Annotated in this window: 19 protein-coding genes and 2 pseudogenes; 12 read left to right on the top strand and 9 right to left on the bottom strand. The window is 69.3% G+C overall.

What is annotated here, in order from left to right:
- Positions 1 to 202 precede the first annotated feature (202 nt).
- From AVME950_RS23510 to AVME950_RS23490, 5 genes are read right to left on the bottom strand one after another with little or no spacing between them, the layout of a single operon-like run.
- Positions 203 to 1,528, bottom strand: a complete 1,326-nt coding sequence (locus AVME950_RS23510; protein WP_284415169.1) for an ABC transporter substrate-binding protein — start codon at positions 1,526 to 1,528, stop codon at positions 203 to 205.
- Between the two features lie 53 nt (positions 1,529 to 1,581).
- Positions 1,582 to 2,658, bottom strand: a complete 1,077-nt coding sequence (locus AVME950_RS23505) for a branched-chain amino acid ABC transporter permease (RefSeq protein ID WP_272567051.1) — start codon at positions 2,656 to 2,658, stop codon at positions 1,582 to 1,584.
- Positions 2,659 to 2,689: 31 nt separating this feature from the next.
- Positions 2,690 to 3,619 (bottom strand): branched-chain amino acid ABC transporter permease, encoded by a 930-nt coding sequence (locus tag AVME950_RS23500; protein WP_272567053.1) that lies wholly within the window; start codon positions 3,617 to 3,619, stop codon positions 2,690 to 2,692.
- Between the two features lie 16 nt (positions 3,620 to 3,635).
- Positions 3,636 to 4,421 carry an ABC transporter ATP-binding protein gene (locus AVME950_RS23495; protein WP_284401399.1) on the bottom strand — a complete coding sequence of 262 codons (786 nt, stop codon included), beginning with the start codon at positions 4,419 to 4,421 and terminating at the stop codon, positions 3,636 to 3,638.
- Between the two features lie 23 nt (positions 4,422 to 4,444).
- Positions 4,445 to 6,391: an AMP-dependent synthetase/ligase gene (locus AVME950_RS23490; protein ID WP_284431646.1), complete on the bottom strand. Its 1,947-nt coding sequence runs from the start codon at positions 6,389 to 6,391 to the stop codon at positions 4,445 to 4,447.
- A 216-nt stretch (positions 6,392 to 6,607) separates the two neighbouring features.
- On the opposite strand from AVME950_RS23490, the gene AVME950_RS23485 reads away from it, so the two are divergent.
- The gene (locus AVME950_RS23485; RefSeq protein ID WP_284415174.1) at positions 6,608 to 8,293 is read left to right on the top strand and encodes an ExeA family protein; all 1,686 of its coding nucleotides are present in this window, start codon (positions 6,608 to 6,610) and stop codon (positions 8,291 to 8,293) included.
- Between the two features lie 73 nt (positions 8,294 to 8,366).
- Positions 8,367 to 9,212 carry a general secretion pathway protein GspB gene (locus AVME950_RS23480; RefSeq protein WP_284415176.1) on the top strand — a complete coding sequence of 282 codons (846 nt, stop codon included), beginning with the start codon at positions 8,367 to 8,369 and terminating at the stop codon, positions 9,210 to 9,212.
- 160 nt (positions 9,213 to 9,372) lie between these two features.
- Here the strand turns inward: AVME950_RS23480 and AVME950_RS23475 are convergent, their stop codons facing one another.
- On the bottom strand, positions 9,373 to 10,566 hold the full coding sequence (locus AVME950_RS23475; protein WP_284415179.1) for an ABC transporter substrate-binding protein: 1,194 nt from the start codon (positions 10,564 to 10,566) through the stop codon (positions 9,373 to 9,375).
- Positions 10,567 to 10,693: 127 nt separating this feature from the next.
- Between AVME950_RS23475 and AVME950_RS23470 the strand changes: the two genes are divergently transcribed.
- Positions 10,694 to 11,479 (top strand): Crp/Fnr family transcriptional regulator, encoded by a 786-nt coding sequence (locus AVME950_RS23470; protein WP_284431645.1) that lies wholly within the window; start codon positions 10,694 to 10,696, stop codon positions 11,477 to 11,479.
- On the opposite strand, the gene AVME950_RS23465 is transcribed toward AVME950_RS23470, so the two are convergent.
- Positions 11,466 to 13,073, bottom strand: coding sequence for a methyl-accepting chemotaxis protein (locus AVME950_RS23465; RefSeq protein ID WP_284415183.1), 1,608 nt, complete (start codon positions 13,071 to 13,073; stop codon positions 11,466 to 11,468). The genes AVME950_RS23470 and AVME950_RS23465 overlap by 14 nt on opposite strands.
- A 319-nt stretch (positions 13,074 to 13,392) precedes the next feature.
- Between AVME950_RS23465 and AVME950_RS23460 the strand changes: the two genes are divergently transcribed.
- Genes AVME950_RS23460 through AVME950_RS23450 form a run of 3 tightly spaced genes read left to right on the top strand, consistent with a single transcriptional unit; the run spans position 13,393 to position 17,428 of the window.
- Positions 13,393 to 14,013 carry a methylamine utilization protein gene (locus tag AVME950_RS23460; RefSeq protein ID WP_498740620.1) on the top strand — a complete coding sequence of 207 codons (621 nt, stop codon included), beginning with the start codon at positions 13,393 to 13,395 and terminating at the stop codon, positions 14,011 to 14,013.
- Positions 14,010 to 16,346, top strand: coding sequence for a putative bifunctional diguanylate cyclase/phosphodiesterase (locus AVME950_RS23455; protein WP_284415185.1), 2,337 nt, complete (start codon positions 14,010 to 14,012; stop codon positions 16,344 to 16,346). Before AVME950_RS23460 ends, AVME950_RS23455 begins: the two co-directional genes overlap by 4 nt.
- A gap of 5 nt (positions 16,347 to 16,351) precedes the next feature.
- Positions 16,352 to 17,428 (top strand): pseudouridine synthase, encoded by a 1,077-nt coding sequence (locus tag AVME950_RS23450; protein ID WP_502869448.1) that lies wholly within the window; start codon positions 16,352 to 16,354, stop codon positions 17,426 to 17,428.
- 149 nt (positions 17,429 to 17,577) lie between these two features.
- Here AVME950_RS23450 and AVME950_RS23445 read toward each other — a convergent pair whose 3' ends face one another.
- Positions 17,578 to 18,876: a polysaccharide lyase family 1 protein gene (locus tag AVME950_RS23445; protein WP_284431644.1), complete on the bottom strand. Its 1,299-nt coding sequence runs from the start codon at positions 18,874 to 18,876 to the stop codon at positions 17,578 to 17,580.
- A gap of 217 nt (positions 18,877 to 19,093) precedes the next feature.
- Between AVME950_RS23445 and htpG the strand changes: the two genes are divergently transcribed.
- From htpG to AVME950_RS23425, 4 genes are all read left to right on the top strand, one after another.
- On the top strand, positions 19,094 to 21,082 hold the full coding sequence (htpG, locus tag AVME950_RS23440) for a molecular chaperone HtpG (RefSeq protein ID WP_272567069.1): 1,989 nt from the start codon (positions 19,094 to 19,096) through the stop codon (positions 21,080 to 21,082).
- A gap of 157 nt (positions 21,083 to 21,239) precedes the next feature.
- Entirely contained in the window at positions 21,240 to 21,797 is a 558-nt protein-coding gene (gene xrtH / locus AVME950_RS23435; RefSeq protein ID WP_272567070.1) for an exosortase H, read from the top strand.
- A 13-nt stretch (positions 21,798 to 21,810) separates the two neighbouring features.
- The gene (locus AVME950_RS23430) at positions 21,811 to 22,593 is read left to right on the top strand and encodes an exosortase H-associated membrane protein (RefSeq protein WP_284431643.1); all 783 of its coding nucleotides are present in this window, start codon (positions 21,811 to 21,813) and stop codon (positions 22,591 to 22,593) included.
- Positions 22,594 to 22,652: 59 nt separating this feature from the next.
- Positions 22,653 to 24,065 carry a carbohydrate porin gene (locus tag AVME950_RS23425; RefSeq protein WP_284431642.1) on the top strand — a complete coding sequence of 471 codons (1,413 nt, stop codon included), beginning with the start codon at positions 22,653 to 22,655 and terminating at the stop codon, positions 24,063 to 24,065.
- Positions 24,066 to 24,556: 491 nt separating this feature from the next.
- Here AVME950_RS23425 and AVME950_RS23420 read toward each other — a convergent pair whose 3' ends face one another.
- Complete coding sequence (locus AVME950_RS23420; protein WP_284415195.1) at positions 24,557 to 24,766, bottom strand: hypothetical protein; 210 nt, start codon at positions 24,764 to 24,766, stop codon at positions 24,557 to 24,559.
- On the opposite strand from AVME950_RS23420, the pseudogene AVME950_RS24345 reads away from it, so the two are divergent.
- Positions 24,747 to 24,920 (top strand): annotated as a pseudogene (locus tag AVME950_RS24345) (DUF6531 domain-containing protein); the annotation flags it as partial. The gene AVME950_RS23420 and the pseudogene AVME950_RS24345 sit on opposite strands and share 20 nt — an antisense overlap.
- A 21-nt stretch (positions 24,921 to 24,941) precedes the next feature.
- Positions 24,942 to 26,770, top strand: a pseudogene (locus AVME950_RS23415) (hypothetical protein); the annotation flags it as partial.

Below are 26,770 nucleotides of genomic sequence, written 5' to 3'. Positions count from 1 at the left end.
GTTGCCTTCGCTGTGCCAATCGAAAGCGCTGCGGTGCAACGCTTTCGATTGGCGGCTGTGAACACAGCCTCAAAAAACCGGCGCGCCCCACGCCAGCAGACGCCGCGCAAGGGCCGCCCGCGGCGCTGGCGTCGTCCCCCTTCCGCTTCGCACAGCGAAGCCAGAGAAGGGGGAAGCCGCGCAGCGGCTCAGGGGGTTGTCCTTAGCTCTGGCAGTCGGCCGCATCCCGCCGCGTCATCTTCTTGTCGGCCAGGTACTTGTCGGAGCCGGCCTTGATCATGGGCTTCAGGATCTGCTCGTCGGCCTGGTACCAGTCGGAGGAGAAGTCCCACTTCTTGCCGTCCCAGGTGTGCACGCGCGACCAGGTGGAGCCCATGTGGTCGGAGCAGCTCGTGGACAGCGGCCGCATGATCCCGTTGAAGCCCAGCGCGTCGAGCTTCTTCTGATCGAGCGCGAGGTTCTCCATGCCCCAGCGCACCTGCTCGCCGGTCATGACCTTGCCCTTGCCGAAGCGTTCCTGCGCGCGGCGCACGGCCTCGACGGCCAGCATCTGGATGATCACGCCGCGCGTGTACAGCACCGATCCCACCTCGTCCTTCGGCCCCGTGCCCTGGCCCTTGTCGTGCACGTTCTTCAGGATGTCCTGGATCACCTTGGACTGCGTGCCATAGCCGTTCAGCGCCAGCGCGTGGTAGCCCTTGGCGCCTTCGCCCACGTCGCGCACATCCGGCTCGGCGCCGGCCCACCACACGCCATAGAGCTTGTCGCGCGGGAAGCCCGTGGCCTGCGCTTCCTTCAGGGCGGTGGAGTTCATCACGCCCCAGCCCCACAGCAGCACGTAGTCGGGGCGGCTCTGGCGCACCTGCAGCCAGGTGGCCTTCTGCTCCACGCCGGGGGCGGTCACCGGCAGCATCTGCAGCTCGAAGCCGTGCATCCTGGCGCGCTCCTGCAGCACGGGAATGGGCTCCTTGCCGAACGGGCTGTCGTGGTAGACCAGCGCGATCTTCTTGCCCTTGAGCTTGTCCAGCCCGCCGGCCTGCTTGCCGATGTGCTGGATCAGGATGTCGGCGCCCGTCCAGTAGCTGCCCATGAAGGGGAAGTTCCACTTGAAGGCCATGCCGTCCTGCGCGACCGACAGGCCGTAGCCCAGCGTCATCAGCGGGATCTTGTCCACCGGGGCTTTTTCGGTCAGCGCGAAGGTGATGCCGGTGGCCTGCGGATCGAACAGCGCCACGCCGGGGCGGCCCTTCAGGCGCTCGTAGCACTCCACGCCGCGGTCGGTGGCGTAGCCGGTCTCGCATTCCTCGAACGTGAGCTTGACGCCGTTCACGCCGCCGTCGCGCGCGTTGATCATCTTGATGTAGTCCTGCTTGCCGTTGGCCCACGGCACGCCGTTGGGCGCATACGGCCCCGTGCGGTACGACAGCAGCGGAAAGAACTGCTCCTTGGCCTGCGCGACGGCGCTGGTCTCCACGGAAACACTGCCTGCCGCCACGAGGGCGGCGATCACGAGTTTCGAAAGCTTCATTTGTCTCTCCTTGGAAATTGAATGGATTGAAGCGCGGGGGGGAACCGGGTGGATCAGTGTGGGAAGGGCCACAGGCGCAGCTTTTGCTTGGCCGTGGACCACAGCTTGGCCAGGCCGTGCGGCTCGACGATGAGGAACCACACGATGAGCGCGCCGAAGATCATCAGCTCGGCGTGCGACACGCCGGCCGTGGAGATGTGGATGCCGAACAGGCCCATCAGCGCGGGCAGGAACTGGTTGAGCACGATGGGCAGCACCACGATGAAGGCCGCGCCGAAGAAGCCGCCCATGATCGAGCCCAGCCCGCCGATGATCACCATGAACAGCAGCCGGAACGACACCTCCACCGAGAACGCCGCAGGCTCCCACGCGCCCAGGTGCACGAAGGCCCACAGCGCGCCGGCCATGCCCACGATGAACGAGCTGACGGCGAAGGCGCTGAGCTTGGCGTACATGGGGCGGATGCCGATCACCGCGGCGGCCACGTCCATGTCGCGGATGGCCATCCACTCGCGGCCCACCGCGCCGCGCACCAGGTTCTTGGCCAGCAGCGCCACCACCACGAGCAGGGCGAGGCAAAAGAGGTACTTGGACTGCGCGCTCTCGATGGGCATACCGAACACCTGCAGTCCGTTGACCGACACCGAGCCCGAGTCGGAGTTGTTGGTGAACCACTTGATGCGCAGGAACATCCAGTCGCTGAAGAACTGCGCCGCCAGCGTGGCCACCGCCAGGTACAGGCCCTTCACGCGCAGGCTGGGCAGGCCGAAGAGGATGCCGAAGAACGTGGCGCACAGCCCGCCCAGCACGATGGCCGGAATGAGCGGCAGGCCCGGCACGCGCACGAAGAAGTTGTAGGCCCCGTAAGCGCCCACGGCCATGAAGGCCCCCGAGCCCAGCGAGATCTGCCCGCAGTAGCCCACGAGGATGTTCACGCCCAGCGCGGCCATGGACATGATGACCAGCGGGATCAGGATCGCGCGGAAGAAATAGTCGCTCGCCAGCATCGGCACGGCGATGAAGGCCACGGCCAGCAGCACCACCATGGCGATGCGGTCCTGCGCGATGGGAAAGATCTGCTGGTCGGCGCGGTAGCTGGTCTTGAACTGGCCGTTTTCGCGGTAGAGCATGGCGTGTCTCCTGTGTTCTTGTCGTTATGGGTTACACGCGGTCAATGATCTTCTCTCCGAACAAGCCCTGGGGCCTGAAGAGGAGAAAGACCAGCGCCAGCACGTACGCGAACCAGATCTCGATGCCGCCGCCCACGAACGGGCCCAGGTACACCTCGGAGAGCTTCTCGCCCACGCCGATGATCAGCCCGCCGATGATGGCGCCCGGCACCGAGGTGAGGCCGCCCAGGATCACCACCGGCAGCGCGCGCAGCGCCACCGTGGTGAGCGAGAACTGCACGCCCAGCTTGCTGCCCCAGATCATTCCGGCCACCAGCGCCACCACGCCCGCCACACACCACACGATCACCCAGATGCGGTTGAGCGGGATGCCGATGGACTGCGCCGCCTGGTGGTCGTCGGCCACGGCGCGCAGCGCGCGGCCGGTGGAGGTCTTCTGAAAGAAGATGCTCAGCAGGATCACCAGCCCCGCGGCGATGGCGGCGGCGATCACGTCTTCCTTGTTGATGAGCACGCCGCCCTCGAACATCGACTCGAGGGCGAAGATCGGCTCCTTGGGCATGCCGATGTCGATCTTGTAGATGTCGCTGCCGAACATCGTCTGGCCCAGGCCTTCGAGGAAGTAGGTGATGCCCAGCGTGGCCATGAGCAGCGTGGCGCCTTCCTGGTTGACCAGGTGGCGCAGCACCAGCCGCTCGATGCACCAGGCCACCACGAACATGAGCGCGCCGGCCAGGACGAAGGCCGCGATGCCGGCCAGCAGCCGGCTGTCGATGCCGGTCCATTGGGGAATCCATTCGGACAGCCGGGCCATCGCGAGCGCCGCGAACAGCACCATCGCGCCCTGCGCGAAGTTGAAGACGCCCGAGGCCTTGTAGATCAGCACGAAGCCCAGGGCCACCAGCGAATACAGCATGCCCGCCATCAGGCCGCCGATCAGGGTTTCGAGAAAGAAAGCCATGGTGTGTGTTCTCCGGTCAGTGCGAGGTGCCGAGATAGGCGCTGATCACGTCGTCGTTGCTGCGCACTTCGTCGGGCGTGCCATCGCCGATCTTCTTGCCGTAGTCGAGCACGACCACGCGGTCGGAGATGTCCATCACCACGCCCATGTCGTGCTCGATGAGCACGATGGTGGTGCCGAACTCGTCGTTCACATCGAGGATGAAGCGGCACATGTCCTGCTTTTCCTCCACGTTCATGCCGGCCATGGGTTCGTCCAGCAGCAGCACCTGCGGCTCCATCGCCAGGGCCCGGCCCAGGTCCACGCGCTTTTGCAGGCCGTAGGGCAGCTGGCCCACGGGCGTCTTGCGCCAGGCCTGGATCTCCAGGAAATCGATGATGCGTTCGACGAACGCGCGGTGGCGCATCTCCTCGCGCTCGGCCGGGCCGATGCGCAGCGCCTGCAGGAAGAGGTTGCTCTTGATCTTGAGGTTGCGCCCCGACATGATGTTGTCGATCACGCTCATGCCCTTGAACAGCGCCAGGTTCTGGAAGGTGCGCGCCACGCCCATCTCGGCCACCTGGCGCGAGTTCATGTGCGAGAACGTCTTGCCCCGGAAGGTGATGGAGCCGTCCTGCGGTGCATAGACGCCGTTGATGCAGTTGAGCATCGAGCTCTTGCCCGCGCCGTTGGGGCCGATGATGGCGCGGATCTCGTGCTCGCGCACGTTGAACGAGATGTCGGTGAGCGCTTTCACGCCCCCGAACCGCAGGCTGATGTTCTGGACGTCGAGGATGACGTCGCCGATCTTCTTGGTGGTCATGGTGGGGTCTTGCGGCGTTGCGGTCAGGCGGCCTGCTTCGTCGGGGCGAAGGTCCGGGCGTCGTCGAGCTTGAGCGTGGCGCTCACGCTGCCCGTGCGGCCGTCCTCGAACTTGACCTGCGTCTCGATGAACTGTTCGGTGCGGCCGGCGTACAGCGCCTCCACCAGCGTGCCGTACTTGTCGGCGATGAAGCCGCGGCGGACCTTGTTGGTGCGCGTGAGCTCGCCGTCGTCCGCATCCAGTTCCTTGTGCAGCACGAGAAAGCGGCTGATCTGGCTGCCCGCCAGCAGCGCATCGCCCGCGAGGTCGGCGTTCACCTTCTCCACGCAGTCGCGGATCAGCTCGTACACCTCGGGCTTTTGCGCCAGGTCGGTGTAGCCCGCGTAGGGCAGGTTGCGGCGCTCGGCCCAGTTGCCCACGGCGTCGAAGTCGATGTTGACCATGGCGCACACCTTCTCGCGCCGGTCGCCCAGGGCCACGGCCTCCTTGATGTACGGAAAGAACTTGAGCTTGTTCTCCACGTACTTGGGCGCGAACATGGCGCCGTCGTTGGCGCCGCCCTGGATGCGGCCCACGTCCTTCACGCGGTCGATGATCTTGAGGTGGCCGTGCGCATCGAGAAAGCCCGCATCGCTCGTGCGATACCAGCCATCGGCCGTGAGCACCTCGGCCGTGGCGGTGGGGTTCTTGTAGTACTCCTTGAGCAGGCCGGCGGACTTGACGAGGATCTCGCCGTTGTCGGCCACCTGGATCTGCACGCCGCGGATCGGCACGCCCACGGTGTCGGCGCGCGCCTGGTGGTCGGGCTGCAGGCACACGAACACGGCGGTCTCGGTGGAGCCGTACAGCTGCTTCAAGTTGATGCCGATCGAGCGGTAGAAGGTGAACAGGTCCGGCCCGATGGCCTCGCCGGCCGTGTAGGCCACCCGCACGCGCGAAAAGCCCAGGTTGTTGCGCAGCGGGCCATAGACCAGCAAGTCGCCCAGCGCGTACTTGATGCGGTCCAGCAGGCCCACGGGCTGGCCGTCCATGCGCGCCGGGCCCACGCGGCGGGCCACCGCCATGCAGGCGTGGAACATCTTGCGCTTGAGCGCGCCCGCGTCTTCCATGCGGATCATCACGCTGGTGAGCAGGCCCTCGAAGATGCGCGGCGGGGCGAAGTAGTAGGTGGGGCCGACCTCCTTCAGGTCGATGGAGACGGTGCCGGCCGACTCGGGGCAGTTCACCACGTAGCCGCAGGCCAGCCACTGCGAGTAGCTGAAGATGTTCTGCCCGATCCACGCGGGCGGCAGGTAGGCCAGCACCTCCTCGGCGGACGTCAGGCGGTCGAACTCGGCGCCGGCCTGCGCGCGGTCGAGCAAGGTGGCGTGCGTGTGCACCACGCCCTTGGGGTTGCCGGTGGTGCCCGAGGTGAAGAACATGGCCGCCACGTCGCCGGGCTGCACCCGGTCGACCTGCGCGCGGAACCAGCCGGGGTTCTGCGCCACGAAGGCGGTGCCGGCCTCGACCAGGGCATCGAGCGACGCCAGGCCCGGCTCGCTGTAGTTGCGCAGGCCGCGCGGATCGTCGAAATACAGGTGCGACAGGGCGGGGCACTGCGCGCGGATCTCCAGCAGCTTGTCCACCTGCTCCTGGTCTTCCACCACGCAAAAGCGCACCTCGGCGTTGTTCAGGGGGTAGATGCATTCGGCGGCCACCGCATCCTGGTACAGCGGCACGGGAATGGCACCCAGCGACTGCGCCGCGAGCATGGTGGCATACAGGCGCGGGCGGTTGGCGCCCACCACCACCAGGTGCTCGCCCGCGTGCAGCCCGGCCTGGTGCAGGCCGGCGCACAGCGTCTCCACCATGGCGGCCAGGCCCGACCAGGTGTGGGTCTGCCAGATGCCGTATTCCTTTTCGCGCAGCGCCGCGTCGGTGGGCCGTTCGGCGGCGTGCCGCAGCAGCAGTTGGGGGAAGGTGGTCGTCATGCCTGTTCCTACCGGTGGTGTCCGCCGAGGCTGCTGGCGGGGCGCGCAGCCATGCAAGGGAGATGCAACGGATGGTAGGAACCGCTTTGACGTCTTCTTGTCTTGCCGACGACAATTTGCGGGAAACTCCTGACGGGTGTAACCCTGCCCGTGGCGGGTCCAGGGGGAAAGGGTGCCGCTGCAGGACCGCCACGGCAGGGCGGTATCCTTGCCGCCATGTACGCCCCGTTTTTCGGCCTGGAGCACGCGCCGTTTTCCATCGCCCCCGACCCGCGCTATCTGTTCATGAGCGACCGCCACCGCGAGGCGCTGGCGCACCTGCTCTACGGCCTGGACGCCGGTGGCGGCTTTGTGCTGCTGACGGGCGAGATCGGCACCGGCAAGACCACGGTGTGCCGGTGCTTCCTGGAGCAGATCCCGGCGCACTGCAACGTGGCCTACATCTTCAATCCGCGGCTCACGGTGGGCGAGCTGCTGCGCTCCATCTGCGACGAGTTCGGCGTGGCGCACACCCCGGCGGTGCCGGGCTCCGAGACGGTCAAGGACTGCATCGACCCGTTGAATGCCTTCCTGCTGCAGGCCCATGCGGCGGGCCGCAACAACGTGCTCATCATCGACGAGGCGCAGAACCTCTCGGCCGATGTGCTGGAGCAGTTGCGCCTGCTCACCAACCTGGAAACCAGCGAGCGCAAGCTGCTGCAGATCATCCTGATCGGCCAGCCCGAACTGCGCGGCATGATCGCCGGCCCGTCGCTGGAGCAACTGGCCCAGCGCGTGATCGCGCGCTTTCACCTCGATGCCCTGAGCGCCGAGGAAACCCGCCAGTACATCGCCCACCGCATGGCCGTGGCGGGCCTGCAGGGCGCGTTGCCTTTCACGGCGCGCGCCCTGCAGCGCGTGCATGCCCTGGCGCGCGGCGTGCCCCGGCGCATCAACCTGCTGTGCGACCGGGCGCTGCTCGGCGCCTATGCCGGCGGCGTGCGCGAGGTGAACGAGGCCATCGTGGACCAGGCCGCGCGCGAGGTGTTCGATGCCGCGCCTGCCGCCCGCACGGGCGCCGCGCGGGCGCCGCGCTGGGCGGTGGCGGGGGCCGGCGCCCTCGCCGGTGCGGCGGCCGTCGCGTGCGCGGGCTGGGCGCTGGGCTGGTGGCCGCCCACGGGCGCTGCGGTGGCGGGCCCGGGCCCGGGGCCGGTGGTGGCGGCCGGGCCGGCGTCCTCCGTGGTGCCACCGGTGGCCTCCCACGCGGCCTCCCTGCCCGCCGCCTCGGCCGCGGCCACCGTGCCCTCTTCGGCGCTGCAAGGCTTCCTGGCCCTGCAGCCCGAGGGCGAGCACGACGCCTGGCGCGCGCTGGCCGCGGCCTGGGGCGCCCCGTCCGCGCCCGGAGCCGATGCCTGCGCGGGCCTGGCTTCCCAGGGCCTGCGCTGCTTTCGCCAGCGCCGCACGGCGCTGGGCCTCGTGCGCCAGCTCGACCGGCCGGGCGTGATCACGCTGTTCACGGCGGACGAGCGCCCGGTGGCCGTCGTGATGTCCCGGCTGGACGGCGCCGTGGCCACGCTGTCGGGCGCGGGGCGCACGCTGCAGGTGCCCCTGGCCGATCTGGCGCAGGCCTGGCGCGGCGAGTTCGCCACGCTGTGGCGTGCGCCGCCGGGCCTGCAGGACGGCAGCGATCTGGCCGACCAGCCCGCCACGCTGGCGTGGCTGGACGCCCAGTTGCCGCCCGCGGCCGATGCCGCCGCCGCGCGCAGCGCCCCGCGGGCGGAAGCCGCGCAGCGCCGCGCCCGCATCCAGCGCTTCCAGGTCGCGCAGGGCCTGGTGCCCGATGGCCGCGCCGGACCGCTGACCCTGATGCTGCTCAACCGCGCCGCGGGCGTGGCCGAGCCGCGGCTGAGCACTGCAAATTAGCCCATGCCAGGCCTTCTCCGCACTTTGATGTCCCCGCCCGGCGGGCACCGCCCCACGCACTTTTTTCCATCCTATGTCCTACATCCTTGACGCCCTGCGGCGCGCCGAAGCCGAACGCGGCCGCGGCGCCGTGCCAGGCCTGCACACGCCGGCCGTGCCGGCGCCGGGCGCCCCGTCTGTGGCCGAACCGGCGCGCACTGGCGCCCTGCCGTGGTTGCCGGTGCTGGCGGCCGGCGTGGCCGTCGCCGGTGCGGCGGCGGGTGCGTCCTGGTGGTTCGCGCACCGCACGGCGGTGCCGTCCGAGCCGGTGCGGCTGGCGGCCGCGCCCGCGTCCAGCCCTGCAGGCCCGGTGGCCGCCCCAGCCGCTGCGGTGACGGCGCCCTTGCCTGCGCCGGCCCCCGCACCCGCCGAAGCACCCGCCCGCACCCGCGTGGCCCCGTTGCCGGCGCCAGCCCCTGCTCCGGCGCTGCGGCCGGAGCGTGTGGCCCCGGTCGCCGTGCCTTCGGCGGCAGTGGCACCTGCACCGGCGGTGCCGGCAGCCCCTGCGCCCGAACGCGCCGCCGAGCGCGCAGCGTCCGCCCCCCTGTCGCGCGCTTCGGCCGCGGCAGCGGCCACCGCGCGCCTGCTGCCGCCGGCCCAGGCTCCGGCTGCACCCGCCGTGGCGCCGCCCGCCCAGGCCTCGGCCCAGCCCGTCGTGGCGCAGCGCGATCTGCCGCCGTCCGTGCGCGAGCAATTGCCGGCCATGCAGTTCAGCGGCGCCACCTATTCGGCCAACCCGGCCTACCGCATGGCCATCGTCAATGGGCAGGTGCTGCACGAGGGCGACCAGGCCGCGCCGGGCGTGGTGCTGGAGAAGATCGAGCCGTCCGGCACGGTGTGGGCATTCCGGGGCTACCGCTACGCCGTGCCGTCGCAGTGAAGGCGAAGCCAAGGGCGAAGTCGAGGGCGCAGCGGATGCGCTGGTACAGGCCAAAACAGGCCCATGCCGGCGGATTGCATGCCTGTATTGCTATATATTTAATAGCAAATGATTCGTCCACCGCGTTCTGATGATCGCGGGCCGGCGACCGCTGTGCGGCTCAGCGGATGAACCGGCCGTCCCGCCCCACGAGGGTCAGCTCGACGAAGCGCGAGGCGCTGCGTTCCGGGCCGGTGGCGTTCACTTCGAAGCCGCCCAGGTCCCAGTTCTTGAGGCTCCAGGTGGCGTCCACGAAGGCGGCGCGCGACGGGTTGCGGCCCGCGCGCTGCAGGGCCTGGGCGAACACGCGGGCGTTGATGTAGCCCTCCAGCGCCAGGTGCGAGGGCTCGGCCGTGGCGCCCACGGCTTTCCAGGCGGCCTGGAATTCGCGCACCACCGGCACCACCACATTGGTGGGCAGCGGCACGACCTGCGAGATGGTGAGCCCGACGGCATCCGGTCCCAGGGCCTTGACGGCGGCCGAGGTGCCCATCACGGACGTGGCATACAGCGCGGTGCCGCGCCGAAGGCTCCGGAAGGCTTTCACGAACTCCAGCGCCGGCTTGCCGGCCAGGCCGATCAGCACCGCCTCGGGGTTGCCGTCGGCCACCTGGCGCGCCGTGGCGCCGGCGTTCGACGCATCGCTTTCGACGGTGCCGGACAGCGGTTCGCCCAGCTTCAGCCGGGCCATGGCGTCGCGGGCGGCGTTGAACACCTCCTTGCCGAAGGCGTTGTTCTGGTAGGCCACGGCGATGCGCCGGATGCCCAGCGTGGAGAAGTGCTGGACCAGCTTGTCGGCCTCTTCGGCGTAGGTGGCGCGCACGTTGAACACGCTGCGCGCGCCCTTCACGCGGCTGAGCGTGGCGCCGGTGAACGGGGCGAAGAACGGCATGCCCGAGGGCAACACCTTGGGCAGCATGGCCTCGACCATGGGCGTGCCCATGCAGTTGAAGAGCGCGAACTGCTCGCGGTCGGCGAGGAATTTGTCCACGTTGGCCAGCGCGCGGGGGATGTCGTAGCCGTCGTCCAGCGTGGTGAGTTCGATCGCCTGGCCCTGCACGCCGCCCTGGGCGTTGATGGCGGCGAAGGCGGCCTTGGCGCCCTGGTGCATGGCCGAGCCCAGGTCGCCCAGCGGCCCGGTGAGCGCGGTGGACTGCGCGATGCGCAGCGCCGTGCCCTGTGCGCGCGCCGGCGCGGCGCCGATCCAGGGCAGGGCCAGCGCGGCCGCCCCCGCGAGCAGGCGGCGGCGCGCGGCGGGCGAGGCCGGCGTGGCGGACGGGGCGAAGCAGGGGGCCTGTTGGAATAGTTCTGGCATGGTGTCTCCGTGGCCTTTGGGCGGATCATCGGCGCGAGCGGGCCGATTCTTTGTCGTCCCGGCAACAGTCCGCGTCGTGGTATTCCCGCAATCGCCCAGCGGCCTTCCTGCGCCATGCTCGCAGTCCATGAACGATGACCTTTCGCTGCACCAGCGCCGCCGCCTGCCGTCCCAGGTGGAGCTGGACGGCATTCCCTGGCTGGCGCTGCTGTCCGCGCCCGAGCGCGAGCGCGCCGTGGCCGCGCTGCTGGTGGGCGATGCGAAGGTGGGCGACTACGTGTGCCGCGTGGGCCGGCCGGTGACCTACTGGTTCGGCGTGGTGGAGGGGCTGCTCAAGATGAGCACCGACAACGCCCAGGGCCAGACGATGACCTTCACCGGCGTGCCCCCGGGCGGGTGGTTCGGCGAGGGCACGGCGGTCAAGCGCGAGCCCTACCGCTACAACATCCAGGCGCTGCGCAAGAGCGTGGTGGCGGGCCTGCCCATCGACACCTTCCACTGGCTGCTGGACCACTCCATCGGCTTCAACCGGTTCGTGATGAACCAGCTCAACGAGCGGCTGGGCCAGTTCATCGCCGCGCGCGAGATCGACCGGCTGGGCAACCCCGACGTGCGCGTGGCGCGCAGCCTGGCGGCGCTGTTCAATCCGGTGCTCTACCCGGGCGTGCGCGAGGTGCTGCGCATCACGCAGCAGGAGCTGGCGTACCTGGTGGGGCTGTCGCGCCAGCGCGTGAACGAGGCGCTGGCCGAGCTGCAGGCGCAGGGCGCGATCTGCGTGGAATACGGCGGGCTGCGGGTGCTGGACCTGCCCGCGCTGCGCGAGAGCGTGTTCGCCGCGCAGGCCGAGGTGCCCGTGCGGCGCGCCATCCGGGCGCCGGGGTCGCCGGACGCCCAGGCGGTCATGCGCGGCTGACGGGCGCTGCCAATTCGGGGGTGCGCGTCAGGCGGAAGGTGCCCACCATGTCCGTGAGCCGGCCAGCCTGGTCCTTGAGGCTGCCGGCGGCCGCGCTGCTTTCTTCCACCAGCGCGGCGTTCTGCTGCGTCATGGTCTCCAGCGCGCCCACCGACTGGCTCACTTCGGCGATGCGGTCGCTCTGCTCGCGGGCGGATGCGGTGATCTCGGCCATGATGCCCGAGACCTGTTGCACCGACTGCACCAGTTCGCCGATGGTGGCGCCCGCGTGGCCCACCAACGTGGTGCCTTCCTGCACCTGATTGGCGCTGGCCAGGATCAGCGCCTTGATCTCGCGCGCGGCGTCGGCCGAGCGCCCCGCCAGCGCGCGCACCTCGCCGGCCACCACCGCGAAGCCGCGGCCCTGTTCCCCCGCGCGCGCGGCTTCGACCGCGGCATTGAGGGCCAGGATGTTGGTCTGGAAGGCGATGCCGTCGATCACGCTGATGATGTCCGCGATCTTGCGCGAGCTGGCGCTGATCACGTCCATGGTGCGCACCACCTGCGAGACGACCTCGCCGCCGCGCTCGGCCACCTGCGAGGCGGCGGCGGTCATCTGGTTGGCCTGGCGCGCGGCGTCGGCGCTTTGCTGCACGGTGTGCGTCAGGTCCTCCAGCGCCGATGCGGCCTGCTGCAGGTTGCCCGAGGTCTGCTCGGTGCGCTGGCTCAGGTCGAGGTTGCCCGAGGCCACTTCGGAGCTGGCCAGCAGGATCGAATCCGCCGTGGTGCCGATGCCGCCCACCAGCGAGCGCAGCTGCTCCTGCATGGCGGCGATGGCGTCCAGCAGCCGGCCGGTTTCGTCCTGGATGCGCACTTCCACGCGCGAGGTGAGGTCGCCGCGCGCGATGCGTTCGGCCACCACCACCGCCCGTCCGATGGGCTGGGTGATGCTGGCCGTGGTGCGCCAGGCGATCAGCGCGCCCAGCACGATGGCCAGCGCGACCAGCCCGCCGCCGATGGCGCGGGCCCGGTTTTCCATGCGCGACGCGCCGGCCGCGGCCTCGGTGTTGAGGGTGTTCTGCAGCTGCACCAGTTCGGCCAGCTTGTCGCGCCAGGCGGCTTCGGCAGGGGCCACGCGCGTCATGAGCGAGAGCGTGGCGCTCACGGTGTCACCGTCGGAGATGGCCTTGAGCGCCGTGTCCAGCTCGGGGCGGGTCTTGCGGGCCAGGGCCTGGATGTCGGTCTGCAGCTGGCGTTCGGCTGGCGTGGCGCCGGAGTCGAGCAGCGTGGCCAGCTCGGTCTCCTGCGCCGCGTAGCGCTGTAGTGCCTGGCCGACGCGGCGGGTCTGCTCGTCCGCGCTCTTGGGATCGACCTCGCCGAGCATGGCGGCCGAGCGCCCCTGGATGCCGATGGCGCTCACGTTCTCCAGCATGCTGTTGACCAGCCGCATCTTGGCGGCGCTGGCGCCGGTCATCTGCTGCATCTGCTGGTTGACCTCGTTCAGCGAGGCGTGCGCCACGAAGGCCACCGCGATGAGCAGCGCCAGCATGCAGCCGAACCCCAGGAAAAGACGGCGGGAGATGGAGAGGGTCTTGAAGAACGAAGCGGTCTGCATGGTGTTTTCCGTGGCCGATGGCCTTTGAACGAAATGCACAGCAAAAGCAGTGCCAGTGATCGGTGTGCGGCGCCGTCCGGGCAGTGGCCGCATTCGCAATGGGTGTTACATATGAAAGACCCAACAGGGAGTATCTGCCTCTAAAGTGCCGGGTGAATGGCGCACTTGTATGAATTGATTTAATCGCTCATATCTTATTAAATGCATCGTTCCGATGCTATTTTTTTGGTAGCGTAGCGCCGTGCCATTTTTGCGCATTCCACTCTGGCGCCCTTCGATCCGCCGTGGTCTTGTTACATTTTTGGAAGGAACCGGCCCCATGACCCGACTTCGCTCGACCATGCTCCGGAGCATGGTTGCCGTGCTCTGTGCACTGGCGTTGCCGGCGATGGCCGCGGAGGTCCAGGTGACGGTGCAGGACGGCTCCGGCAAACCGCTGCCGGGCGCGATCGTGTTCCTGGATTCCCCGGAGGCGCACAAGCTGGTGCGTCCCATGGCCCAGCAGGACATGGGGCAGCTCAAGCGCCGCTTCGTGCCCGAGGTGCTGGCCGTGACGGTGGGCACCGAGGTGCGGTTTCCCAACAGGGACAACGTGCGCCACCATGTGTATTCGTTCTCGCCGGCCAAGAAGTTCGAACTGCAGCTGTATTCCGGCACGCCGGCCAACCCCGTGCTCTTCGACCGGCCGGGCGTCGTGGTGCTCGGCTGCAACATCCACGACCAGATGGTCGCCTGGATCCTCGTGCTGGAGACACCGTATTTCGCGCAGAGCGCCGCGCCGTTCGGCAGCGCGCGCCTGGAGAAGGTGCCCGCGGGCAACTACACGCTGCGCGTGTGGCATTCGGGCCTGCCGGTGGGCGCCGCGGCCTATGCGCAGCCCCTGGCGGTGGCCGAAGGCGCGGCGCCGGTGGTCGTCCGCCTGACGGGGGTGACCCCTTGAACCTGCGCGCGCTGCACCGCAGTCTGATCCTTCGGCTGGTCGGCATTTCCCTGCTGCTGCTGCTGATCGTGCAGGCGGCGGGATTTGCCGTGGTGCAGACCTTCATCGTGCGCAATGCCCGCGCCCAGATCGAGCGCAGCCTGGACGTGGACGAACGCGTCTGGCGCTGGCTGCTGACGCAGAACGCCGTGCGGCTGCAGGAGGCCTCGGTGCTGCTGGCGGCCGACTACGGTTTTCGGTCCGCCGTGAATTCGGGCGACTCTGAGACGATCCAGTCCGTGCTGGAGAACCACGGCGCGCGCATCGGCGCCGCGATGACGGCGCTGCTGGACACCCGCATGCACCTGCAGGCCACCAGCCCCTCGCGCACTCCGGCCGACTACCAGAGCGCGGTGGACCAGGCCGTGCCCGCGCTGGTGGCGCAGCCACAGGGCAGCCAGATCGCCGTGGTGCACGGCATCCCGTACCAGTTCGTGATGGTGCCCATGCGGGCGCCTTTGCTGGTGGGCTGGGTGCTGATGGGTTTTCCGGTCAACGAGACGCTGGTGTCCGAGATGCAGCAACTGCTGTCGGTGGACGTGGCCATCCAGGTGCGCGATGCCACCGGTGCCGTGGCCGTGCCGGTGAGCACCCTGCCGGACCGCGCGCTGGCCGATCTGCGCGACTTCCGCATGGGCGGTGAGCAGGTGCTCGGCGGCGAGACGCTGCTGGTGCGCCCCGTGCGCCTGGACAGCGGCGCCACCAGCGCCCGGGCGCTGCTGCTTCGTTCGCTCAACGACGTGGTGGCGCCCTACCGCCAGCTGCAGGCCCTGCTGGGTGGGATCACCGTGGCTGGCCTGGTGCTCTTCGCGCTGGGCAGCGCCTTCATGGCTCGCCGCGTGACGACACCGCTGCGCTCGCTGGTCTCGGCCACGCACCGCCTGTCCCAGGGCGACTACGACGCCCCCATCGAGCACACGCGCCGCCTCGACGAGATCGGCAACCTCGCCCGCTCGTTCGACCGCATGCGCGTGGACATCGCAGGGCAGCAGGGTGAGATCCTGCGGCTGGCCGATACCGACCGGCTGACCGGCGTGCCCAACCGGGAGCGCTTTCGCCGCGCCATCATGGAGGCCATCGGTCCCGGCAGCGGAGGGCGCCCCGTGGCCGTGATCGCGCTGGACCTGGACCGATTCAAGCACGTGAACGGCGTGCTGGGCTACGCGCTGGGCGACCGGCTGCTGCAGGCCGTGGCCGAACGCATCAGCGGGCAGACGCGGTCGCCGCAGGACGTCATCGCCCGCCTGGGCGGCAACGAGTTCGCCATGCTGCTGCCCGGCGCCGACGAGGCGGCCGCGCGCGACATGGCCCAGCGCATCCTCCGGGCCTTCGAGACGCCCATGGCTTTCGACGACCGCACGGTGGATCTGAGCGCGGGCATCGGCATCGCCTGCTGGCCCGGTCCGGCGCAGGATGCCGACACCCTGCTGAGCCACGCCGAAATCGCCATGTACGCGGCCAAGCTGCGGCTCAGCGGGGCGCTGGTGTACGAGCCGTCGATGGATTCCTCCAGCGCCGTCTCGCTCTCGCTGCTGACCGAACTGCGCCGCGCGGTGGACCGCAACGAGCTGCGCCTGTTCCTGCAGCCCAAGGTGTCGCTGACCGGCCAGCCGGGCCACGCGGCCGAGGCCCTGGTGCGCTGGCAGCACCCTGAGCGCGGCATGGTGCCGCCGATGCAGTTCATCCCCTTTGCGGAGCAGACCGGCTTCGTGCGGCAGCTCACGCTGTGGATGTTCGAGCAGGCGGTGATCTTCCTGGCGCAGCCGCGCGTGCAGGATCTGGCGCTGCGCATCTCGATCAACCTGTCCACGCGCGACCTGCTCGACCCCGAGCTGAGCAACCGCCTGGGCACCCTGCTGGCGCGCCACGGCGTGAGCGCCGCGTCGTTCTGCCTGGAGATCACCGAGAGTGCCATCATGGACGAGCCCCTGCGGGCCGAGGCCATGCTCAACCGCCTGTCCGAGCAGGGCTTCAAGCTGTCCATCGACGACTTCGGCACGGGCTACTCGTCGCTGGCCTACCTCAAGCGGCTGCCGGTGGACGAGCTGAAGATCGACAAGTCCTTCGTCATCGGCATGGCCTCCGACGACGGCGACGAGCAGATCGTGCGCTCCACCATCGACCTGGCGCACAACCTGGGCCTGAGCGTGGTGGCCGAAGGGGTGGAAACCGTGTCCATCCTGGAGCGACTGCGGGCCCTGCATTGCGACGATGCGCAGGGCTACTACATCAGCCGGCCGCTCCCCACGGACGACTTTATCGCCTGGCACGCCGCGGCGGCCGAGCGAAAATAGCGCCCATGTCCGATTCGCCGCCCCGCCGCCGCCTCTCCCTTCCCCCCGCCGCCCCCGCCAAGGTGGCGCCGCCTGCGGCCACCGCACCCTCCGCACGCCGGGCACCGGCCACCGCGCAACCCGCCACCCGGGCGAATGCCGGCCCCGCCGCCCGGCCGTTCAATGGCCCGAATGCCGGTGCCAACAACGCATCGCCGCGCCCCGCTGTCCGTCCTGCCGCGGCCCAAGCCCCGTCCCGGCCCGAGCCTTGGCAGGGCCGGTCGCCGGACCGCGCACCGCAGGCGGCCGCCCGGCGCGGGCCTGCCGCTGCGCCCCTGGCGGGCGAGGGCGGCACCTCGCGCCTGAACAAGCGCATGGCCGAGCTGGGCCTGTGCTCGCGCCGCGAGGCCGACGACTGGATCGCGCAGGGTTGGGTCAAGGTCAACGGCGAAGTCGCGCCGATGGGGCTGCAGGTGCTGCCCACCGACCGCATCGAGGTCGAGCGCGTGGCGCAGGGCTTTCAGGAGCAGAAGGTCACCATCCTGATGCACAAGCCCATGGGCTACGTGAGCGGCCAGGCCGAGGACGGGCACACGCCCGCCGTCGCCCTCATCAACCCGCGCACGCACTGGCGCGAGGACCCGAGCCGCATGCGCTTTTCGCCGCCGCAACTGCGGGGCCTGGCACCCTGCGGGCGGCTGGACATCGACTCGGTCGGCCTGCTCGTGCTCACGCAGGACGGCCGCGTGGCGCGCCAGCTCATCGGCGAGGACTCCGACGTCGAGAAGGAATACCTCGTGCGCGTGCAGTACGGCGATGTGGCGCTGAACGTGCAGGACGCCTTTCCCGCCGGCCAGCTGGCCCGCCTGTGCCATGGCCTGGCCCTGGATGGCCAGCCGCTCAGGCCCGCCCGCGTGGACTGGCAGAACCCCGAGCAGCTGCGCTTCGTGCTCAAGGAAGGCAAGAAGCGCCAGATCCGCCGCATGTGCGAACTGGTGGGCCTGAAGGTGGTGGGCTTGAAGCGCATCCGCATCGGCCGCATCACCCTGGGCAACCTGCCCGTCGGGCAGTGGCGCTACCTGGGGGCGCACGAGAAGTTCTGACGCCGGGTGCGCGTGGGGCATGGCGCCGCCGCGGGCACCCATGGCAGGATTCTTGGGTGCTTTTGCCTCCATGCCCTAGTGAAATATGCCTTGATTGCTATTAAATTAATAGCAACCTCCTTGGGCAGGTTCCATCGGGGCACGGGCGCTCAGGGCAGGGCGCCCCCGGCGGTGCCGATCACGCCGACGCCCGCCTGACGCCGCACCGAGCGGGCCGTCTCGGCGGCGGATTCCGGCGCGATCAGCCAGGCCCGCCACGCACCGAAAGCCTGGATCGCCGGCGCATCCAGCGCTGGCGCGTCGGCGGTGCCGCTGGCCGTCTGGTCGTTGGGCACGCAGTCCCGGCCGATGGCCTGGCGGCACAGGCCATCGGGCGGGTCGGCCTGCCCGGCGAACGGGGCGAAGGCCGGGCCCGGGCCGGGCGCGTGCGGGTAGCGGTACACGGGCCGGGTCACATGGTCGAAATGGTTGCCCTCCATCAACAGGCGGGCCGTGGCCGTCAGGGGCATGGCCGCGCCTTCGCCGCTGAGGTTCTCGAAATAGTTGTTGACCAGGTGCGCGGCCACGGTGGCGTTCTTCATGCCGCCCGCATGCGGCCCGCGGCCCGAGGTGTCGTGCACGTAGTTGCGGGCCACGGTGATCGTGTCCTGCGCGCCCAGGAACAGCCACAGCCAGTAGTGGTGGCCGTCGCAGGTGGCCGACTGGCCGGTGCGCCCATCGAACTCGTTGCCGGACAGGGTGACGTGCGCGGCGCTGCCGAAGCCCGTCACCACCATCTGGCGGCCGATGCGCGCGAACAGGTTGTGGTCCACCCACACGCCGTCGGCGCCGTCGATGGTCAGCGCATCGCCGCCCCAGACGACGCCCGGGTTGATGTCGGTGATGCGGATGTTCTGGACGATGACGTTGCGGTTGCCGTCGCCGATGCGCAGGCCCCGGCCCTGGATGCCGGCGTTGCGGCCGACGCCGACGAGGGTCTTGTTGGAGCCCACGGGCAGGGGGCGGCGCCCGGCGTTGTCGTAGGTCACCGGGGCGGCCGGGCGGCCGTCGCAGAAGTGGGCGACGTTCAGGCCCCATTGGCCTCCCTGGCCCGGCGGGGTGCCCCGGCAGGCGAAGGCCAGGCACCCGGCCTCTGTGGTGGTGTTGGTGGTGGTGCCGTTGGCCTGCAGCGACCCCCGGAAGTCGAACAGGCGGTCCAGCACGATCACGCGCGGTGCGTCGTCGGTGCATCGCGGGCCCTCGGCGCGCTGGCACAGCGCGCGCTCCAGGCCCTGCAGCGAAGTGGGGCGCACCACCTCGGCCTGGCCGCCGCCCGTGACCCCGGCGGCGAAGCCATCGGGACGGCCCGTGGCCTGCTGCGCCCACAGCGGCGGTGCGGGGCCCAGCAGCAGGGCCAGGCACGCCGCCATCGGCAGGTGCCTGTGAAGCAGGCTTCGGAGTGGGTGCATGGATCGGGTTTCCGTCGTCGGGGATGCCGGCCCTAACCGGGCCGGGGCGGGATGGCGGCTTGGAACGGGGCGTGCGCCCGGAGTTCAATGGCCGAGGCGCCCCCGGCGCGGCGGCTCGGCCGGGAGTGGACCGGCGAGCCTTGATAATGCGGCGCCTGCCCCGAACTGCCGGGGCATCCCTCTTTTTGTGAATGACCCAGACCTCCCAATCCACACCATGAGCAAACAGACCCATTCCTTCCAGGCCGAAGTGGCGCAACTGCTGCACCTGGTCACGCATTCGCTGTACTCCAACCAGGAAATCTTCCTGCGCGAGCTGATCTCCAATGCGTCCGACGCCTGCGACAAGCTGCGTTTCGAGGCCCTGAACAACAACGCCCTGTACGAAGACGCGCCCCACCTCGAAGTGCGCGTGGCCTTCGACAAGGACGCCAAGACGCTCACCATCACCGACAATGGCATCGGCATGAGCCAGCAGGAGGCCATCGACCACCTGGGCACCATCGCCAAGAGCGGCACCAAGGACTTCATGGGCAAGCTCTCGGGCGACCAGAAGGCCACCGCGTCCGAGCAGGGCCAGTTGATCGGGCAGTTCGGCGTGGGCTTTTATTCCGGCTTCATCGTGGCCGACAAGATCACCGTGGAATCGCGCCGGGCCGGCCTGCCCGCCGAGCAGGGCGTGCGCTGGATCAGCGGCGGCACGGGCGACTTCGAGGTCGAGACCATCACCCGCCCCGAGCGCGGCACCAGCATCATCCTGCACCTGCGCGACGACGCCGAAGAGTTCCTGAACGCCTGGAAGATCAAGTCCATCATCGGCAAGTATTCCGACCACATCAGCCTGCCCATCCTGATGGAAAAGGAAGAGTGGAAAGAGGGCGAGCTGATCAACCCCGGTGACGAAAACGGCGGCCGCCAGCCCGGCGGCATGGTCAAGACCGGCGAGTGGGAAACCGTCAACAAGGCCAGCGCCCTGTGGACCCGCCCCAAGAAGGACATCACCGAAGAGCAGTACCAGGACTTCTACAAGGCCATCAGCCACGACCACGAGAACCCGCTCACCTGGAGCCACAACCGCGTGGAGGGCAACACCGAGTACACGCAGCTGCTGTATGTGCCCGCCAAGGCCCCGTTCGACCTGTGGAACCGCGACAAGAAGGCCGGCGTGAAGCTGTACGTCAAGCGCGTGTTCATCATGGACGATGCCGAGGCGCTGATGCCCACCTACCTGCGCTTCGTGAAGGGCGTGATCGACTCCAGCGACCTGCCGCTCAACGTGAGCCGCGAGCTGCTGCAGGAAAGCCGCGACGTGCGCGCCATCCGCGAAGGCTCCACCAAGCGCGTGCTCGGCATGCTGGAAGACCTGGCCAAGCACGACAAGCACACCGCCGGTGAAGAAGGCGCCGACGGCGTGACCGATGTGGTGAGCGACGAGGACAAGGCCAAGGAAGGCAAGTACACGGCGTTCTATGCCGAATTCGGCGCCGTGCTCAAGGAAGGCCTGGGCGAGGACTTCGGCAACCGCGAGCGCCTGGCCAAGCTGCTGCGCTTCGCCTCCACGCAGAGCGATGCGGTCACCGTCTCGTTCGCCGACTACAAGGCGCGCATGAAGGAAGGCCAGGACGCCATCTACTACATCACCGCCGACACGCTGGCCGCCGCCAAGAACAGCCCGCAGCTCGAAGTCTTCAAGAAAAAGGGCATCGAGGTGCTCCTGATGACCGACCGCGTGGACGAGTGGGCGCTGAACTACCTGCAGGACTTCGACGGCACGCCGCTGCAGTCCGTGGCCAAGGGCGCGGTCGATCTGGGCAAGCTGCAGGACGAGGCCGAGAAGAAGGCCGCCGAGGAAGCCGCCGAGGCCTTCAAGCCGCTGCTGGCCAAGCTCAAGGAAGCCCTCAAGGACAAGGCCGACGACGTGCGCGCCACCACCCGCCTGGTCGATTCGCCCGCCTGCCTGGTCGTGCAGGACGACGGCATGAGCACCCAGCTGGCGCGCATGCTCAAGCAGGCCGGCCAGCAGGCGCCCGAGTCCAAGCCCGTGCTGGAGGTGAACCCCGATCACGCCCTGGTCAAGAAGCTGGACGGCAGCGTGCACTTCCACGACCTGGCGCACATCCTGTTCGACCAGGCGCTGCTGGCCGAAGGCGGCCTGCCCGAGGACCCCGCCGCCTATGTGAAGCGCGTGAACGCGTTGCTGGCCTGATCGGCCTCCAGCGCATGATTCACTAGGGCGTATTGCTATTAAATAAGTAGCAATCAAAAAGCCCGGTCTTCTTGGGAGGCCGGGCTTTTTGCATGGCGGCGGGCCTGCTGGCCGATAATGCACCCGTCTGAAACGCCACCCCTTCGAGGCCGCCGCCATGCTGCGCTTTTTCCTGCTCTTCCTGACCCTGCAGTTGACGATGTTCGGCATCAACATGCTGGGCTGGGTGCAGCAGCACTTGGTGCTGCCGTGGACGGCGCTGCTGGCGCGCATCTGCGCCGGGTTGGTCACCTGGTTCGACAGCTCGGCCGCCGCCTCGGGCAAGGTGCTGTGGAACCAGGCCACGGGCTTCGGCGTCTCCATCGAGGCGGGTTGCAACGGCATCGAGGCGTGCATCGTGCTGTTCGCCGCCGTCATGGCGTTCCCGTCCACCTGGCGGCACAAGCTGGTCGGCCTGGTCGCCGGTTTCGTGGCCGTGCAGGCCATGAACATCGTGCGGGTGGTCAGCCTGTTCTACCTGGGGCAGTGGAACACCGCCATCTTCAACTTCGCCCACGAATACCTCTGGCAGGCGCTCATCATGGTGGACGTGCTCATCGTCTGGCTGCTGTGGGTGCGGGCCGGCAGCCGGGGCGGCGCGGGCGCCCCGCCGAACGAGCCGCCGGCGGCACCGCCCTCGGCGCCGTCCACCTCCCCTGCGGCCGTGCCGGCGTGATCCGCGGCACCGCATGCGCCGCGCCGCCAGCCTGAAAATCTTCGTCCTCGGCCTGTTCGCCGGGGTGGTGCTGCTCACCCTGCTGTGGATCCGGGTCTCGCCCTGGACCTCGTACCCCGTGGGCATGGTGGCCGGCGCGGTCCTGGAGCACGCCGCCCCCGGCTGGGTGCGCGAGACGCGGCTGCGGCCCGGGGCGTTCGAGGTCGATACCTCGGTGGCGGTCGCCACGCCGCAGACCGGCAACCGCCTGGTCGAGATCACCGTCGAATCCGACCCCGGCCGCTATGCCTACGGCCTGCCCATCTTCCTCGCCCTGCTGCTGGCCGCGCGCGGCCCGGGCCGCACCTGGCGCGCGCTGGCCGGCTTCGCGCTGCTCGTGCCGCTGCAGGCCTTCAGCCTGGTGATGCACCTGCTCATGCAGGTGGTGCTGACGGCGCAGCTCGACGTGCGCGTGCTCAAGGTCGCCCAGTGGCAATTGGAGGCCCTGGTGTACGGCTACCAGGTGGGCGTGCTGGTGCTGCCCACGCTCGCGCCCATGGTGCTGTGGCTGTGGCTGGACCGGCAGTTCGTCAACGAGGTGGTGATCGAGGCCTGGCGCCGCTCCCTGCCGGCCGCGCGCGCAGCCGCGCCCGTTCCGGCTGCGGCGGCAGTGGCATCGCCCCAGCCTGCCGCGGATGCTGTGGCTGAGCCTGCGGACGCCATCCCTGAGCCGATCCCCCACGTGCCGCCGGGGCTGGGCGGCAAGGTCTCGGCCAGCGCCGCAGCCACCCTGCCTGTGCGCAAAAAACCACGCTGAAGCGCGCGGCGGTCGCGCGGACACGCGCCAGCCACCAGGGCCTGACAGAATGCCGCCGCATGCTGTTGCTCCTCTCCCATTTCTTGCGTGGCTTCGGGCCCCGGCGCGTGCTGCAGGCCGCGCTGGGCGGCACCGCGGCCGTCCTCGCTGCCCAGGCCCTGGCCGCCCCGTCCGGCGATGCCGGCAACCCGGCGGAAGGTGACCCGCCCCCCTGGGCCCTGCACGCGCAGACCACCTACGTCTGGCAGCACAAGCCCTCGTTCGATGCGCCCTACACCGGCCCCAACAGCCTGGTGCCCACGGCCGAGCGCTCGTATTCCTTCACCGCCACCGCCGACCTCGGGCTGCGCCCCTGGAGCGGCGCGCAGATCCACTTCAACCCCGAGGCGGGGCAGGGCGTGCCGCTGTCGCACCTGTCGGGCGCGGGCGGGCTCTCCAATGGCGAGCTGGCCCGCACCTCGGGCGCGCAGATCAAGGCCTATCGCGCGCGCCTGTTCCTGCTGCAGCGCTGGGACGCGGGCGGCGACACCGAACGCATCGAGCCCGACTTCAACGAACTGGGCGGCAGCGCCAGCGCGCGCCGGTGGACCCTGGTGGCCGGCAACCTCTCGCTGCTGGACTACTTCGACAACAACCCCTACGCCAAGGACCCGCGCGAGCAGTTCTTCAACTGGTCCTTCCTGACGCCCGGCGCCTGGGACTACGCCGCCGATGCGCGCGGCTACACCTGGGCCGGCATCCTCGAATACCGCACGCCGCAGTGGGCCGTGCGCGGTGGCCGCGCCCTGCAGCCGCGCGAATCCAACGGCCAGCCGCTGGACCGCTCGTGGACCAAGCACTACGGCGACCAGATCGAGGCCGAATCCGATCTGCCCGTGGCCCTGCCCGCCGGCCCGATGCGCGGGCGCGTGCTGCTGTTCCGCAACCGCGCCGTGATGGGCGCGTTCGCCGATGCGCTGGCCGCGTCCCGGGCCGTTGGCGGCACGCCGGACGTCGGCGCCGTGCGCCGCCTGCAGACCAAGACCGGCTGGGCCCTGACCCTGGAGGCCCCGCTGGCCGAAGACGCCGGCGTCTTCGTGCGCGCCAGCCGCAGCAGCGGCCGCCAGGAAACGTACGCCTTCGCCGAGATCGACCGCCAGCTGTCCTTCGGCGGCCAGATCGGCGGCGCCGCCTGGGGCCGCGCCGCCGACCGTGTGGGCGCCGCCTTGGCGGTCAACGGGTTGTCGGCCGACCACCGTAACTATCTCGCAGCGGGTGGGCTGGGGGCTTTTCTCGGCGATGGGGCGCTGCGCTACGGCAGCGAGCGGGTGTGGGAGGCGTATTACCGGTTCACTTTCGACCCTGTGCCGATGTCCGGCGGGCCGCTGCAGTCCGCCGTGTCGCTGGGGGTGCAGCACATCGTGCACCCGGGCTACAACCGCGACCGGGGGCCGGTGGATGTGGTGTCGGTGCGGGTGCATGCGGAGTTTTGAGGGCGGCTGGTCATGCATGAATTGATTGCTTGTGAGTCAATTGATTTGTGACTAATAATTTAGTTTTTTAGGCATTAGACAAAACAGCAGGCGGGAGAAGAAATGCAATGTGCAAAAAATGAGGCATCGGTTGACGGTGCCTTGACTGTGGGTTGCCCTGTGTTTGGCACGTCGGTGCTCAGAGCCGCGGGACCTCAAGGCGGTTTTTTGGGGTGGACAGCGTTTGTCATGCGCCGGCTGAGCGGGTTGTGCCGTTGCGCGATGGCGCGGGCACTGTTGCATGCTGCGTTGGGCCTTTTGATGCTCACAGGCAGTCTCGCTGCGCATGCGGAACTGCAAAAAAGCTTTCTGTACCATTGGTCGACGGGAAACCCGAAGTTCGCCACCAAGGAGGCGTACTGCGCATGGTTTGCTGGAGGCTATTCCAATGCCACGGGCTTTGTGGTCGCAGGCGACTACTGCGCCGTCGACTCCTCTGAGGGCCCGGCGTATTACTGGGCCCCCATCTGGAAACAATCTACGTTGTCCTGCCCGCCCAACAGCACCACCACGGCGAGCGGCACCTGTGCCTGCCAGCCGGGGTTCGCCGAGGACGTGCCCACCAACGCCTGCATTGCCGCCACGCCCGAACCATCGGCATTTTCCTGCAGGGCCTCCGGCGTGGAAGTGGGGCAGCCCATCATGCCGTCGAACGAAGCCAAGGTCCGCACCGAGACCGACTGGAGCGGGCAGGGGCCTGCGGCGCTGTCTTTTACTCGGCGGTACGAAAGCACCTGGGGCAAAGACCCGGGCCGGCCCCAAGGGCCCTTGAGCATGGCGTGGAGCCACAATCACCAAGCGTTTCTGTTGGCCAGCAGCGCGGCCACCGGAATCAGCGTGAGCATCACGACGGGAGAGGGCCACCTGCGGACCTTCTTCAAGGCGACGGGCAGCAGCACCTGGACCACGGCCAGCAACGACGTGCTGACGCAATCGGCCTCCGGCACCTGGACCTACCAGCGCAGCGACGACGACGCCACGCTGCAGTTCAGTAGCGGCGGCAAGCTGCAGTCGGTCACGGCGCGCAACGGCTGGGTGACGTCCTACGCGTACCACACTTATGGACTCTTGGCCTCCATCACCAATCCGTTCGGGCAGAAGCTCTTGCTTGATTACCAACCGTCGGGCCGGCTGACCTCCGTCATCACGCCCGATCAGCAAACCATCGGCTATGCCTACGACGGTAGCGGCCGGCTCTCCAGCGTCACCTATCCCGATGGCAAGAGCCGGTCCTTCCTGTACGAAGATGCGGGCTTCCCGCAGGCCCTCACCGGCATCGTGGACGAGACCGGCGCGCGCTGGGGCACCTTCGGCTACGACAGCACGGGCCGGGCCACCAGCACCGAACTGGCCGGCAGCGTCAACCGCTACCAGGTGAGCTATCCGGCAGCCGATGGCTCCGGCGCCACCGTCATCGACCCCCTGGGCACGGCGCGCACCTTCAACTACAGCCTCAACCTGGGCAAACTGGTCGTCAGTGGTGCCAGCAAGCCCGATCCACTGGGCAAGCCCGATGCCGCGCAGCGTGTGCAGAACGCGCAAGGGCTGATCGACTCCGAGACGGACTTTCTCGGAAGCGTGACGACGTACCAATGGGATGCGGGCAGGCGCGTGCCGCTGAGCACCACGCAGGCCAGCGGCACGGCGCAGGCGCGCACGACCAGCACCGAATGGCACCCACAGTGGCGCCTGCCGGTCAAGGTGACGGAGGCGGGCCGCGAGACGGCCTACACGTACGACGGCCAGGGCAACGTCCTCACGCAGACGATCAAGGACACCTCGGTGAACCCGTCCGTCTCGCGCACCTGGGTCTGGACCTACCACCCCTCGGGCCTGGTCGCCAGCGAGACCGACCCGGGCGGCGCTGTGACCACCTACGCCTACGACAGCGCGGGCCACCTCACCCAGGCCACCAACGCGCTGGGCCAGAGCAGCCTGTACACCCACGACGCGGCCGGCCGGGTGCTCACCCACACCGCACCCACGGGCTTGGTGAGCAGCTACCAGTACGACGCGCGCGGGCGGCTCACGCGGGCGCAGCGCGGCGACGAGGTCAGCAGCTACACCTACACCGCCAGCGGGCAACTGGCCAGCGCCAGCGTGGCCAGCGGCTACGCCACCAGCTACACCTACGACGCCGCGCAGCGCCTGACCGGCTGGAGCGACAACCGGGGGGCGAGCGCCAGCTACACCCTGGACGGCATGGGCAACCGGATCAGTGAGAGCATCACCGATGCGCAAGGCCAGGCCGCATGGACGGTCGCGCGCACCATCAACAGCCTGAACCGGGTGGAGAGCGTCACCATCGGCTCGGCCGCGACCGGCACGGTCAGCACCAGCGGCTATGGCTACGACGCCAACGGCGACCTCGTCCGCAGCACCGAGATCGTTGGGGGCGCCAGCCGCAGCACCACGCTCGGGCTGGACGCGCTGCGGCGCGTGAAGACCCTCACCAACGCGCAGAACGCCAGCGCCGCGCTGGAATACAACGCCCAGGATGCCGTCACCAAAGCCACGGACTTCAAGAGCGTGGCCACCCGCTACACGCGGGATGCCCTGGGCAATGCCAGCCAGGAAGCCAGCGCCGACAGCGGCACGCTCACGCGCACCTACGACAGCCTGGGCCTGCCGCAAAGCCTCACCGACGCGCTGGGGCGTGCCACCGC

The sequence above is a fragment of the Acidovorax sp. SUPP950 genome (assembly GCF_030158935.1).
Classification (GTDB): Bacteria; Pseudomonadota; Gammaproteobacteria; order Burkholderiales; family Burkholderiaceae_C; genus Paracidovorax.
Note: the sequence above shows the minus strand (reverse complement) of the source record. Positions and strands in the feature narration are given on the sequence as shown.